Source organism: Musicola paradisiaca NCPPB 2511 (genome assembly GCF_000400505.1).
Classification (GTDB): domain Bacteria; phylum Pseudomonadota; class Gammaproteobacteria; order Enterobacterales; family Enterobacteriaceae; genus Musicola; species Musicola paradisiaca.
In genome coordinates this window covers 942,375-956,416 of the sequence record NZ_CM001857.1, presented here as the reverse complement: position 1 = coordinate 956,416, position 14,042 = coordinate 942,375, and the positions used below count along the sequence as shown (strand labels likewise).

General features: G+C 58.0%; 9 protein-coding genes. 2 read left to right on the top strand and 7 right to left on the bottom strand.

The window, feature by feature from the left end; all coding sequences use genetic code 11:
* Positions 1 to 11 precede the first annotated feature (11 nt).
* Positions 12 to 1,340: a 23S rRNA (uracil(1939)-C(5))-methyltransferase RlmD gene (gene rlmD, locus DPA2511_RS04350; protein ID WP_012764476.1), complete on the bottom strand. Its 1,329-nt coding sequence runs from the start codon at positions 1,338 to 1,340 to the stop codon at positions 12 to 14.
* Positions 1,341 to 1,403: 63 nt separating this feature from the next.
* Here rlmD and barA point away from each other — a divergent pair, with 63 nt between their 5' ends.
* Complete coding sequence (barA, locus tag DPA2511_RS04345) at positions 1,404 to 4,160, top strand: two-component sensor histidine kinase BarA (RefSeq protein WP_012764475.1); 2,757 nt, start codon at positions 1,404 to 1,406, stop codon at positions 4,158 to 4,160.
* Between the two features lie 106 nt (positions 4,161 to 4,266).
* Here barA and DPA2511_RS04340 read toward each other — a convergent pair whose 3' ends face one another.
* The 6 genes from DPA2511_RS04340 to DPA2511_RS04315 form a co-directional block, all read right to left on the bottom strand.
* On the bottom strand, positions 4,267 to 5,409 hold the full coding sequence (locus tag DPA2511_RS04340) for a glycerate kinase (protein ID WP_012764474.1): 1,143 nt from the start codon (positions 5,407 to 5,409) through the stop codon (positions 4,267 to 4,269).
* A 102-nt stretch (positions 5,410 to 5,511) separates the two neighbouring features.
* On the bottom strand, positions 5,512 to 6,402 hold the full coding sequence (garR, locus tag DPA2511_RS04335; RefSeq protein ID WP_026595118.1) for a 2-hydroxy-3-oxopropionate reductase: 891 nt from the start codon (positions 6,400 to 6,402) through the stop codon (positions 5,512 to 5,514).
* 190 nt (positions 6,403 to 6,592) lie between these two features.
* Entirely contained in the window at positions 6,593 to 7,363 is a 771-nt protein-coding gene (gene garL / locus DPA2511_RS04330; protein WP_012764472.1) for a 2-dehydro-3-deoxyglucarate aldolase, read from the bottom strand.
* 52 nt (positions 7,364 to 7,415) lie between these two features.
* On the bottom strand, positions 7,416 to 8,756 hold the full coding sequence (gudD, locus tag DPA2511_RS04325; protein WP_012764471.1) for a glucarate dehydratase: 1,341 nt from the start codon (positions 8,754 to 8,756) through the stop codon (positions 7,416 to 7,418).
* 16 nt (positions 8,757 to 8,772) lie between these two features.
* A complete protein-coding gene (locus tag DPA2511_RS04320; protein ID WP_012764470.1) occupies positions 8,773 to 10,134 on the bottom strand; it encodes an enolase C-terminal domain-like protein in 1,362 nt (453 codons plus the stop codon).
* 22 nt (positions 10,135 to 10,156) lie between these two features.
* Positions 10,157 to 11,509, bottom strand: coding sequence for an MFS transporter (locus tag DPA2511_RS04315; protein WP_012764469.1), 1,353 nt, complete (start codon positions 11,507 to 11,509; stop codon positions 10,157 to 10,159).
* Positions 11,510 to 12,040: 531 nt separating this feature from the next.
* Here DPA2511_RS04315 and garD point away from each other — a divergent pair.
* Positions 12,041 to 13,615, top strand: a complete 1,575-nt coding sequence (gene garD, locus DPA2511_RS04310; protein ID WP_012764468.1) for a galactarate dehydratase — start codon at positions 12,041 to 12,043, stop codon at positions 13,613 to 13,615.
* Positions 13,616 to 14,042: the final 427 nt, after the last annotated feature.

Below are 14,042 nucleotides of genomic sequence, written 5' to 3'. Positions count from 1 at the left end.
TTCTCCCTGTTTTACCGCACGTTGGAGTCAAGCAAAAACAGTGCCATCGACTCAAGATGTCCGGTATGTGGAAACATGTCCAGCATCGCCAGCTTCTCCAACCGGTACCCTGCCGCCAGCAGTACCCGGCTGTCACGCGCCAGCGTAGTCGGATTACAGGATATATAAACCACGCGGCCGGGGGTCAACTTCACAATCTGTGACATCACACCGGGCGCACCGGCTCGCGCCGGATCGAGCAATATCTTATCAAAACCCTGGGCGGCCCACGGCTGCCGTGTCACGTCTTCTTCCAGGTTCTGGTGAAAGAATGTGACATTACCGAACGCATTGCGCTCGGCGTTTTCACGCCCTTTCTCCACCAGAGCGGCCACACCTTCCACGCCGACCACGCTGGCTGCCCGGCGCGCCAGCGGCAGCGTAAAGTTTCCCATGCCGCAAAACAGATCGAGCACCCGCTCATGCGGCTGCGGGTCAAGCCATTCCAGCGCTTGCGCCACCATGCGCTGATTAACCTCGTCGTTGACCTGAATAAAATCGCGCGGGCTGAATGCCAGCGATAACCCATCGATCCGGTACGAAGGCGCTGCGCCACGCAGACACGCCAGCGCACCCGCCTCCGGCGCCAGAAACAACGCGCAGCCAACGCGAGCGCCAAAATCGTTCAGCGCCTGCCGATCGGCCTCCTGCAATACATCCAGATGACGCAGCACCACCAACGGCCCCTGCTCCGCCATCACCAGTTCCACATGCCCAAGCCGTTTGGCCGCCTTCAAACCGGCCAGACAATCGCGCAGCGGAGTCAGCAACGCCTCCAGCGCCGGATGCAGAACAGGACAAACATGAATATCCGCCAGATCGTGCGACCCTTCCCGGCGGTACCCCATCAGCAATTGACGAGTTTTCGGTTGATACAGCAATGCCAGCCGAGCCCGACGGCGATAGCCATAATCAGGGCCGTCGATCACCACCGGTTCCGGCATCTCCACGCCGGTTTCCCGCCGCATCAGATGGCGCAACGCCGCCGCTTTGCTGCGCTGCTGCAACGCCATGCCGGCATGCTGCTGCTGGCAACCGCCGCAGACGGAAAAATGCGGACACCGCGGTTCAACCCGCTCAGCGCTGCTGTTCAACCGGCGGCGCAACCGGGCATGGGCAAACTGGCGCTTTTCTGTCGTCAGTTGGACTTCGGCTTGTTCCCCCGGCAGCACTCCGGGAATAAACAGGGTCTTGCCCTCATGGCGGGCGACGCCCTGCCCGAACGAATCGAGTGAGTCCACCGTCACGGTGAGGATTTGCCGGGTCGTCACGCGCCGGTTTGGAGAGTAGAATTGCGCCATAAATGTGCTGTCATTGATGATTTAATGGATTAGTCGGCCTCAATTCTCCCACATTGGAACCCCATGACCAAATACAGTCTGCGCGCACGCATGATGATACTGATCTTGGCCCCCTCACTGCTTATCGGGTTGTTGCTCAGTAGCTTTTTCGTCATTCACCGCTACAACCAGCTACAAAATCAATTGGCCGAAACCGGCATCAGCATTATCGAACCGCTGGCCGTCAACAGCGCTTACGCCGTCTCGCAACGCCAACTGGAGCCGTTGCAAACGCTGATCAACGTACTCCACCGCCACCATTCCGACATCGTGCACGCTATCAACGTATACGATGCCGGCAACCGGCTTATCGCATCCAGCAATCCGCACCCGTTCAGCGCAAAAATCCAATTGCCGCAGGGCGCGCCCATACCCGACGCCCTGCGGTTGCAGCAGGATGACGACAATCTGATTCTGATGGCGCCGATGGAGCAGAACAGTCGGGTCGCCGATATGCCCGCCATGAAGCGACCACCGCTGGGATACGTCGCGATCGAACTCAACCTGAGCGCCATCCGGCTGCAACAGTATCGGGAGATGTTCATGGCGTCATGCCTGCTGCTGGGGTGCATGGGAATAGCCCTGTTGCTGGCCTACCGTCTGATGCGGGATGTCACCATTCCCATCCGCAACATGGTGGAAACCGTGGATCGCATCCGCCGTGGTCAGTTGGACAGCCGGGTAGAAGGCCGCATGCTGGGGGAACTGGACATGCTGAAAAACGGCATCAACTCGATGGCGATGTCGCTGACGGCGTACCATGAGGAGATGCAGCAGAATATCGATCAAGCCACCTATGATCTGCGTGAAACGCTGGAACAGATGGAGATCCAGAACGTCGAACTGGACCTGGCCAAAAAACGCGCGCAGGAAGCGGCGCGCATCAAATCCGAGTTTCTGGCCAATATGTCCCACGAACTGCGCACGCCGCTTAACGGCGTCATCGGGTTTACCCGTCAAACCCTGAAGACCCCGTTGACGCCGACGCAGCAAGACTACCTGCAAACCATCGAACGTTCCGCCAACAATCTGTTGAATATCATCAACGACGTACTGGACTTCTCCAAACTGGAAGCGGGCAAGCTGGTGCTGGAAAACATCCCGTTTTCGCTGCACAACACGCTGGATGAAGTGGTGATGCTGCTGGCCCACACCGCCCATGAAAAGGGGCTGGAACTGACGCTCAACATCCAGCACGACGTACCGGAACAGTTCATCGGCGACCCGTTGCGGTTACAGCAAATCATCACCAACCTGCTCGGCAACGCCATCAAATTTACCGAGCAAGGCAACATCGACATCCGTATCGAGAAACGCAAACAGGAGCAGCATCAGGTTCTGCTGGAGATCCAGATCAAGGATACCGGCATCGGCATCGCCGAAATTCAGCAGGCGCAATTGTTTCAGGCATTCCGGCAAGCGGACACCAGCATTTCCCGCCGTCACGGCGGTACCGGGCTGGGGCTGGTGATTACCCAGAAACTGGTGCGGGAAATGGGCGGCGACATCAGTTTCCACAGCAAACTGAATCAGGGAACCACCTTCTGGTGCACCCTCAAACTGCAACTCAATCCGCATGTGCTGGAGCCGAATCACCTTTTCGACATGCTGAAAGGCAAAAATCTGGCTTATGTGGAGAGTAACCCCACCGCCGCGCAGGCGACGCTGGATATTCTGGTGCATACGCCGCTGACGGTCAGCTACAGCCCGACGCTGGAGCAATTACCGAACCGCGCCTTCGATATCCTGCTGGTCGGCGTTCCCATCAGTTACCGCAATACCCTGCTGGACTTCACGCCGACTATCCGCGAATTCTGTCGTCTGGCGTCAAACGTTATCCTGGCGCTGCCGAGCCTGGCGGAAATGGACGCCGAACAGTTGAAGTCCTTCGGCATCCATGCCTGTCTGAGCAAACCGATTACCGCCCCCCGCCTGTTGACGATACTGCAGGACAACCGGCTGTTCAGCCGCAGCACCGCCGTGGCCACACAGCCCGCCCCGCATTCTCAGCTGGAACGCCTGTCGCTGACCGTGATGGCGGTGGACGATAATCCGGCCAACCTCAAGCTGATCGGCGCCCTGCTGGAAGAACAGGTGGAAAATATTATTTTGTGCGACAACGGCGCCGAAGCCGTCGCCAAAGCGAAGAAAAATGCGCTGGACGTCATCCTGATGGATATCCAGATGCCGGGTATGGACGGGCTGCAGGCCAGCGAACTGATCCACCAGATTCCACTGCATCGCAACACGCCCATCGTGGCAGTCACCGCCCATACCATGAACGGCGAACGCGAGCAGTTGCTGAAATCCGGTATGGACGACTATCTGGCGAAACCGATCGACGAGCACATGCTGCGGCAAGTGCTGCTGCGCCGCATGTCCCGCCAGGAACCGACGGAATTGCCCGCCGCCGCGACGCCGAATCCGGAAGCGCCCTCACTGTCTCTGGACTGGGATCTGGCGTTACGGCAAGCGGCGCGCAAACCCGATTTGGCTCGCGACCTGCTGGGCATGTTGCTGGCGTTTCTGCCGCAGGTACGTCAACAGGTCGATCAGGTGTTGGACGGCTGCCCGCCGGACGACATGCTGGATCTGATCCATAAACTGCACGGCAGTTGTAGCTATAGCGGCGTCCCGCGCCTCAGGCAAATCTGCCGCTGCATCGAACAGGAACTGCGTAAGGGCACGTCAGTGACCGATCTGGAGCCGGAATGGCTGGAACTGATCGACGAAATGGCCAACGTGGAAAACGCGGCGCGCAAGCAAATGCAAAAGATTTAAGCGCGACACGGGGCTCAGGACGAACCCCGCTTTAGAGCAGACAATATGACCTGCCTGACGGCAACGGGTGCCGGCTACTGTACAAGCGGTTCGCCGGCGAAAACGGTCAGACCAGCGCCTGGCCAATCTTGAGCGTAGCGGCAATATTGCGCGCCGCCATGCGGACATTGTCGGCGGCGTTGTCCAACGCCTCTTCCAGCGAGCAGATGTTGTACAGCACGCTGAAAACCGCATCCAACCCATGCTCGTGTACGATACCGACATCGGCGCTCAGGCTGCCGGCGATACCGATGACCGGTTTGTTATAACGTTTGGCGACCCGCGCCACCCCAATCGGCACCTTACCGTGGATAGTCTGACTGTCGATGCGGCCTTCGCCGGTAATCACCAGCGACGCATCCTGAACCAGCGCATCCAGGCCCAGCGCCTCGGTCACGATCTCAATCCCGCGCCGCAGTTCCGCGCCGCAGAACGCCTGCAAGGCGGCCCCCATCCCCCCGGCGGCGCCCGCGCCCGGTACGTGTTCCACATCCATATCCAACTGGCGGCGGATCACCCCGGCGTAATGTTGCAACGCCTGATCCAATTGCGCGACCATATCGCGGGTAGCGCCCTTCTGCGGGCCGAACACCGCAGACGCGCCTTGTTCGCCGGTCAGCGGGTTGGTCACATCGCAGGCCACCTCAAACCGGCACTGCCGAATACGGCTATCCAGTGCGCTGAGATCGATATGCGCCAGACGGGCCAGTTCCGCACCGCCAAACCCCAGCGGTTGCTGCTGGTCGTCAAGCAATCGGGCGCCCAGCGCCTGCACCATACCGGCACCGCCGTCATTGGTGGCGCTGCCGCCGATGCCGATGATGCAATGCCTGACGCCGTGATCCAGCGCGCAGCGGATCAATTCGCCCGTCCCATAACTGGTGGTCAACAATGGGTTGCGCTGATACGGAGGCACCAGTTCCAGACCGCTTGCCGCCGCCATTTCGATAAACGCCGTTTGTTCATCACCCGACAGCCCAAAAAAGGCTTCAATCTCATCACCTAACGGGCCGGTGACGTTCACTCTGACAATCTTACCGCGAGTCGCCGCCACCATGGCTTCCACGGTTCCCTCTCCCCCGTCCGCAACAGGCAGTTTGACGTAGCTGGCCTCAGGAAAGACTTCCCGGAATCCGGCCTCGATCTGCGTTGCAACTTCCTGTGCGGACAAGCTCTCTTTATAAGAATCCGGTGCGATAACTATTTTCATAAACTACCCGCGTCATCAACTCCCCGTGCGCTGCTGAACCGGCGCTCGTTAACGGTATGCCGCTAACCGGGCGGCGCATGGATACCCGCGCCGCCGGGCTAACTATCGAGTCACTTCAACCTTGGCCAGCTTCTCGTAGTAACGAGCCAGCGCACTGTGGTCGGCAGAGCCGAGATCGTCGGCTTTCAGCGCCTGCATCATTTCCATCACCGCCGCCGTCAGCGGCAACTGCGCGCCCACGCCATGAGACGTATCCAGCGCGTTCGCCAGATCCTTGATATGCAGATCGATACGGAAACCCGGTTTGAAGTTGCGATCCATCACCATCGGCGCTTTGGCGTCCAATACGGTGCTGCCGGCCAATCCGCCGCGAATCGCCTGATACACCAGATCCGGGTTCACGCCGGCTTTGGTCGCCAGCACCAGCGCTTCGGACATGGCGGCGATATTCAGCGCCACGATGACCTGGTTGGCCAGTTTGGTGACGTTACCCGCGCCGACGTCGCCGGTATGCACCACGGAGCCGGCCATCGCTTTTAATACGTCATAGCAGCGGTCGAAAATCGCTTTGTCGCCGCCGACCATCACGGACAGCGTGCCGTCGATGGCTTTCGGCTCGCCGCCGCTTACCGGCGCGTCCAGCATGTCGACGCCTTTTTCCGCCAGCGCGGCGGCAATTTCACGGCTGGCCAGCGGCGCGATAGAACTCATATCGGCCACAATCGTCCCTTTACGGGCGCCCTCGATAATGCCGTTTTCGCCCAGTACCACCTCTTTCACATGCGGTGAATTGGGCAGCATGGTGACGATGATGTCGCTCTGCTCAGCCACTTCCTTCGGCGTGGCGGCGGCGCTAGCGCCTGCGGCGACCACTTCGGCAACGGCTTCGGTATTACGATCCAGCACCACCAATGAGTAACCTGCCTTGATCAGGTTTTTGCTCATCGGTTTACCCATAATGCCCAGCCCAATAAATCCAATTTTCATCGTGATAACCCCATTGTCTGATGCGTTCATCAATCTATCGTCGCCGGGAAACCCCGCTCCCGGCAGCCTGTTTCTGCGGCCGTCATCCCCGTCAACGCCGGTATCTCCCGACGGCCTGCCGGTGGTGTTTACCGCCAGCGCCACTCATGGTAAATCAGCCTTCGCCCGGCAACACCGGGCGGCTGGGTTGTCCGGTTTACTGCTTGAACTTATCGCACAGCGCCTGCGTCGCGCCGCGGAATACACCCAAATCGCTACCGACGGCGACGAACCGGGCGCCCCATTCCAGATAACGACGGGCATCCGCTTCCACCGGCGCCAGAATGCCGCTCGGTTTGCCGTGTGCGGCAGCGCGTTCGAAAATGTGACGAATCACTTTCTGAACTTCCGGATGGTTGGGCTGCCCCAGATAACCCAGCGCGGCGGACAGGTCGCCGGGGCCGACGAAAATGCCATCCACACCGTCAACCGCAGCGATGGCGTCCAGGTTATCCACCCCTTCCTGACTCTCGATCTGCACCATCACCGTGATGTTGTCGTTGATGGTGGCGAAATAGTTCGGTTCGGTACCGAAAGCATTGCTGCGGTGCCCCACGGAGACGCCGCGGATACCCGCCGGCGGATAACGGGTCGACGCGACCGCACGGATGGCTTCCTCTTCAGATTCCACAAACGGGATCAGGAAGTTGTAAAAACCGATATCCAGCAAGCGCTTGATGACCACCGGCTCATTACAAGGCGGGCGGACTACCGGCGCGCTGTGGCTGCCTTTCAGCGCCATCAACTGCGGAATAAAGCTGAGTACGTCGTTCGGCGCGTGCTCTCCATCGAGCACCAGCCAGTCAAATCCCGCCAGCCCCAGTACCTCGGTAGAAATGGGATTGCCCAGCGCGCACCAGCAGCCGAACAGGGTCTTCCCTTGCCGTAAATCCTGGCGAAATTGATTAGGTAACAGTGGCGTCTTCATGTTTTGTCCTTACTTTTTCCGCGCCGCCCCACGGGACGGCGCACATCATGGATTAACGAACCAGACAGGGGCGTTTGTTATCGAACGTCCAGCCGGGAACCAGATACTGCATGCCGACGGCGTCGTTGCGCGCCCCCAGCCCCATGTTTTTGTACAACTCATGGGCCTTCATCACCTGCGCCATATCCAATTCAACGCCCAGACCCGGTTTTTTCGGCACTTCCACCATGCCGCCGACGATCTGGAACGGTTCTTTGGTCAGACGTTGGTTGCCTTCCTGCCAGATCCAGTGGGTGTCGATGGCGGTGATATGGCCCGGAGCCGCCGCCGCGACATGGGTGAACATCGCCAGCGAAATGTCGAAATGGTTGTTGGAATGCGAACCCCAGGTCAAACCCCATTCATGACACATCTGCGCAACGCGCACCGAGCCTTGCATGGTCCAGAAATGCGGATCCGCCAGCGGGATATCCACCGACTGCAAGGAGATGGTGTGCCCCATCTGACGCCAGTCGGTAGCGATCATATTGGTCGCGGTCGGCAGGCCGGTGGCGCGACGGAATTCCGCCATCACTTCACGGCCGGAGAAACCCTGCTCCGCGCCGCACGGGTCTTCGGCATAAGCCAGCACGCCACGCAGTTGTTTGCCCAGACGAATCGCTTCGTCCAACGACCAGGCGCCGTTTGGATCCAGCGTAATACGTGCCTGCGGGAAACGTTTGGACAGCGCCGTGACCGCCTCCGCTTCTTCGCTGCCGGCCAGTACGCCGCCCTTCAGTTTGAAATCATTGAAACCGTATTTTTCATAAGCGGCTTCCGCCAGACGCACCACCGTTTCCGGCGACAACGCTTCTTCATGGCGAAGACGATACCAGTCGCATTTTTCATCCGGCTGGCTCTGATACGGCAGGTCGGTTTTATTGCGATCGCCGATGTAGAACAGGTAGCCCAACATTTCCACCGCATCGCGCTGTTGACCATCGCCCAGCAGCGCGGCGACCGGCACATTCAGGAATTGGCCCAGCAAATCCAGCATGGCCGCTTCGATACCGGTCACGACATGGATGGTGGTACGCAGGTCGAACGTCTGCAGGCCACGACCGGAGGCATCGCGATCGGCGAACTGGTTACGCACGGCGGTCATGACATTCTTGTATTCACCCAGCGTTTTGCCGATGACCAACTGAGCGGCATCTTCCAGCGTCTGACGGATTTTCTCGCCGCCAGGGATTTCACCCACGCCGGTATTACCCGCGTTATCCTGCATAATCACGATGTTACGGGTGAAATACGGCGCATGCGCCCCGCTTAGGTTCAGCAACATGCTGTCATGGCCGGCCACCGGGATCACCTGCATACGGGTAATAACAGGCGTGGTACTTTGTGAAGCCATTAGCGAGCCCTCAATATTAAAACTTGGCATTAGCCGGGATTTCACGCCCGAAAACCGGACGTTTGCGATCGAACGTCCAGCCGGGGATCAGGTACTGCATTGCGACGGCATCATTGCGCGCGCCGCTCGGCAGTTTCTTATGCAGCTCGTGCGCCTTCATCACCTGTTCCATATCCAGTTCGATACCCAGCCCCGGACGATCCGGCACTTTGATCTTGCCGTTGACGATTTGCAGCGGTTCTTTGGTCAGATGCTGCCCTTCCTGCCAGATCCAGTGAGTATCGATAGCGGTCGGTTTTCCCGGTACCGCGGCGCCAACATGGGTAAACATCGCCAGCGAAATATCAAAGTGGTTGTTGGAATGGCAACCCCAGGTCAGGCCCCAGTCGTCGCACAGCTGCGCGACGCGCACCGCGCCGTGCATGGTCCAGAAATGCGGATCCGCCAGCGGGATATCCACCGCCTGTAACATCACGGCATGGTTCATTTCACGCCAGTTGGTGGCGATCATATTGGTGGCGACCGGCAGACCGGTGGCGCGCCGGAATTCGGACATCACTTCGCGACCGGAGAAGCCCTGCTCGGCACCGCATGGATCTTCGGCGTAGGTCAGGACATCTTTCATGTCCCGGCACAGACGGATCGCCTCATCCAGCAACCAGGCGCCGTTGGGGTCGACGGTGATACGGGCATCCGGGAAACGTTTTTTCAGCGCCTTGACGGTGTCGATTTCCAGCTCGCCCGGCAGCACGCCGCCTTTCAGTTTGAAATCTTTGAAGCCGTAACGATCGGCCGAGGCTTCCGCCAACCTGACGACAGCCTCGCTGTCCATCGCTTTCTGATGGCGCAGGTGGTACCACTCGTGACCGCCGGTTTCGCCCGCCAGATACGGCAGGTCGGTTTGGGTGCGATCGCCGATGTAGAACAGGTAGCCCAGCACAGTGACTTCATCACGCTGTTTGCCCGGCCCCAACAGTTCGGCGACCGGGACGCCCAGATGCTGGCCCAACAGATCCAGACAAGCGGCCTCCAGCGCTGCCACCGCATTCACCCGCAGCTCGAACGTCCAGGCGCCTTTGCCGAACGAGTCGAAATCGGAAGACTGGTTCCCTTTGTGGATCTGGTGCACCAGGCGGTTCATGCGCGCCACCTGGTTGCCCACGACCTGGGGAATGGCGGCCGTCAGCGTGTTGTAAATCACCTCGCCGCCGGGCGCTTCGCCCACGCCGGTATGACCGGAACTGTCCGTCAAAATGACGATGTTGCGGGTGAAGTAGGCGCCGTGGGCGCCGCCGATATTCAGCAACATGCTGTCATGGCCGGCCACCGGGATGACCTTCATATCAGTAATAATTGGGGTGTCCTGAGTGCTACTCATGCTTTTCTCCTTATCCCCTGAATCAGTTGTTGTTGTACGGTTTCAATTCGACACGCTTGATGTCCTGAACAATGAACAGGAAGCTCAGGATCGCGACGAAGGCATGAATGCCCACATACACCAGACCGCCGTTGAAAGAACCGGTAACGCCTACGATATAACCGATGGCGATCGGGGTGACGATGCCGGAGATGTTGCCGAACATATTGAACAGACCGCCGCTCAGGCCGCTGATTTCTTTCGGTGCGGTATCCGCCATCACCGCCCAGCCCAGCGCACCGATGCCCTTGCCGAAGAAGGCCGTCGCCATCACCGCGATAACCACCCACTCGGTGGAAACATAGTTACAGATCACCATGGACATGGAGAGCATCATCCCCAGCACGATCGGCGTCTTACGCGCAATGTTGAGCGACTGGGTGCGACGCATCAGGAAGTCGGAAATCACACCGCCCAGCACACCGCCGACGAAACCACAAATTGCCGGGATCGAGGCGACAAAACCCGCTTTCAAAATCGACATGCCGCGCGCCTGCACCAGGTACACCGGGAACCAGGTAATAAAGAAGTAAGTCAGCGCGTTGATACAGTATTGACCGAGATAGATCCCCAGCATCATGCGGGAGGTCAGCAGTTGTTTAATCTGGTGCCATTTTTCCGCACCGGAGACTTTGGCCTTATTCGCTGCGGCATCCATGTTGACCAGCGCGCCGCCCGCTTCGATATATTCCAGCTCAGCTTTGTTAACGCTCGGATGGTCTTTCGGATCGTGGATAACCTTCACCCACAGGAAGCTGATGATGATACCCAGGCCGCCCATGAACCAGAACACGTGCGACCAACCGACGGCGTGCGTCAGCCAGCCCATGATCGGTGCAAAAATGACCGTGGCGAAATACTGCGCCGAGTTAAAGATGGCGACAGCGGTACCACGCTCCTGAGCCGGGAACCAGGCCGCTACGATACGGCTGTTACCAGGGAAGGACGGAGATTCACAGATCCCCACCATAAAGCGCAGCATAAACAGGGAAATGACGATGGCCGAGCCGTGGAACAAATCCACAAACCCCTGCAACAGCGTAAACAGCGACCAGGTAAAAATACTCCAGAAATAAACCCGTTTGGATCCGAAGCGGTCAAGCAACCAACCACCAGGAATCTGACCAATTACATAAGCCCAGGAAAAGGCAGAAAAGATATATCCCATGCCGACGGCATCCAGACCTATCTCCTTCGACATGGCCGAGCCGGCAATGGAGATGGTGGCGCGGTCGCCATAGTTGAATGACGTGACGATAAACAGCATCACGACAATCCAGTAACGGGCATTCGTTTTCTTTTGTATTACGCCTGCCGTTGTGCTGGCTGTATTCATAATGAACTCCTACTGGTATAGCGGTTAGCTCATTCATTCCGAATAACAAAACAATGTAGGGTCGGTTATCAGAATGAAATCGAGTGTCGATATTGGTTTTAATGTTGAGCAGAGCAAAAAAGTAGAACAGCGAAAATAAACGACGATGACCTCTTCGACTTCGAGAGAAATTATAAAAGCAGTGGTTTGGCGGCTCACTAGATAAACGCCCAAGAATCCACAGGGTAGACAAAAGAAGTTATGGCAACCGCCCAAGCGCCTGGGAGTTATTTCACGAAACCGACGTATCGGGCGTTATCATTGGAAAATAGGATGACCATGGCAGGCGCCAAAGACAGCAAACCTGGAATGTGATGACTCTCACTCAGGGTTGTTTTTTCGCACGATAAATTGAGCCGAAGTCTGCGGGATGTCATTCAATTGCATAATGCCGGTGTATTCCCCGTTCATCTATACTGGCGCGGAGCAAAGAAATAAGTAGCATCCGCAGTGAAAGTAAGCTGTATGTCATAATTATGAAAGGTTTGCATCATGTTAAATGATACAGAAAACCGGGCGGCAAAGGATCGGCCGCTTTATATCAAAGTGCACGATTCAGATAATGTGGCCATTGTCGTCAACAATAATGGACTACGTGCCGGAACGCGATTTAGTTGTGGTCTGGAGCTGACGGAGCATATACCTCAGGGCCATAAAGTGGCGCTGTCCGATATTGCCTGCGGCGCGCCGATTGTTCGTTACGGCGAAATCATCGGTTACGCCGTGAAAGATATTCCCCGGGGAAGTTGGATAGACGAATCGCTGGTGGCATTGCCCAAAGCACCCGCGCTGGACACCCTCCCGCTGGCAACCAAGGTACCCGAGCCGCTGCCGGCGCTGGAAGGTTATACCTTCGAAGGCTACCGCAATCCGGACGGCAGCGTCGGCACCAAGAACATGCTGGGCATTACCACCAGCGTGCACTGTGTCGCCGGCGTAGTGGATTACGTGGTCAATATCATTGAACGGGACTTGCTGCCGCGCTATCCAAACGTGGATGGCGTTGTCGCGCTCAACCATCTCTACGGATGCGGCGTCGCCATCAATGCCCCCGCCGCCGTGGTGCCGATCCGCACCATCCATAACCTGGCGCTCAACCCCAATTTCGGCGGAGAGATTCTGGTCGTCGGGTTGGGTTGTGAAAAACTCCAGCCGGAACGCCTGTTGCAAGGGACGCCGGATGCACAGCCGATTTCGCTGGACGACGCCAGCATCGTGCGTTTGCAGGATGAGCACCATGTCGGTTTCAAAGCCATGGTGGACGATATCCTCGCCATGGCGGAGAAACACCTACAGCATCTGAACCAACGTAAACGGGAGACCGTTCCCGCCTCCGAGCTGGTCGTCGGTATGCAATGCGGCGGTAGCGATGCATTCTCCGGCGTCACCGCCAATCCGGCGGTCGGCTTCGCCTCCGACCTGCTGGTGCGCTGCGGCGCCACCGTTATGTTCTCGGAAGTGACGGAAGTTCGCGATGCTATCCATCTGCTGACGCCTCGCGCCATTAACGAAGAGGTGGGCAAACGCCTGCTGGAAGAAATGGCCTGGTACGATAATTACCTGGACAGCGGCCAAACCGACCGCAGCGCCAACCCCTCCCCCGGCAACAAAAAAGGCGGGCTGGCGAACGTGGTGGAAAAAGCGCTCGGTTCAATTGCCAAATCCGGTAACAGCGCTATCGCTGAGGTGTTGTCCCCCGGACAGCGCCCCACCAAACGCGGCCTGATTTACGCCGCTACGCCCGCCAGCGACTTCGTCTGCGGCACGCAGCAAATGGCGTCGGGCATTACGGTTCAGGTATTTACCACAGGGCGCGGTACGCCTTACGGCCTGAAAGCGGTGCCGGTTATCAAGATGGCGACCCGTTCGGCATTGGCGGAGCGCTGGCACGATCTGATGGATATCGACGCCGGTACTATCGCCACCGGCGAAGCCACCATTGAGCAGGTAGGTTGGCAGTTGTTCCAGTTCATTCTGGATATTGCCAGCGGCAGGAAACAGACCTGGTCTGATCGGTGGGGCTTACATAACGCCTTGTCGGTCTTTAACCCGGCGCCCGTAACGTGATCCCAAGTCCCCCCGAATGTGCTGTGCTTTCGGGGGGACTGGCGGATGGCCAGGCGATCGGCGTCAGTTTCACGCCCATTCGCTCTGTACCTGTCATATTTCAGTTGTCGCTGTGGGCTTGATGACTCGGCCCATTCAAGGACATTACCCTTGAGGCCACAGCACGTTGTGTTCTCACCGTTGTATTCCCATCTGCCCCCAGCGGATTCGTCGCGCCCCCGCATCACTGACTTGCCGCTGTTCTGCGGCGCGAATTATTTGGGGCATAACAGATTGGCAATACGTGAAGCATTTAACGTTCCGGAGAAGACTCCATGAAATAACGCCGATGTCGTCAATACTTATTCATCCCGTCATTTATTCTCATCGCATATATTATTATTAATACTTATTTATAAATCCCCCGCGCTTATTAACATTTACGCTG

Coding starts and splice junctions, on each gene's coding strand:
- rlmD (WP_012764476.1), bottom strand. CDS start 1,340: ATGGCGCAATTCTACTCTCCAAACCGGCGCGTGACGACCCGGCAAATC.
- barA (WP_012764475.1), top strand. CDS start 1,404: ATGACCAAATACAGTCTGCGCGCACGCATGATGATACTGATCTTGGCC.
- DPA2511_RS04340 (WP_012764474.1), bottom strand. CDS start 5,409: ATGAAAATAGTTATCGCACCGGATTCTTATAAAGAGAGCTTGTCCGCA.
- garL (WP_012764472.1), bottom strand. CDS start 7,363: ATGAAGACGCCACTGTTACCTAATCAATTTCGCCAGGATTTACGGCAA.
- gudD (WP_012764471.1), bottom strand. CDS start 8,756: ATGGCTTCACAAAGTACCACGCCTGTTATTACCCGTATGCAGGTGATC.
- DPA2511_RS04320 (WP_012764470.1), bottom strand. CDS start 10,134: ATGAGTAGCACTCAGGACACCCCAATTATTACTGATATGAAGGTCATC.
- DPA2511_RS04315 (WP_012764469.1), bottom strand. CDS start 11,509: ATGAATACAGCCAGCACAACGGCAGGCGTAATACAAAAGAAAACGAAT.
- garD (WP_012764468.1), top strand. CDS start 12,041: ATGTTAAATGATACAGAAAACCGGGCGGCAAAGGATCGGCCGCTTTAT.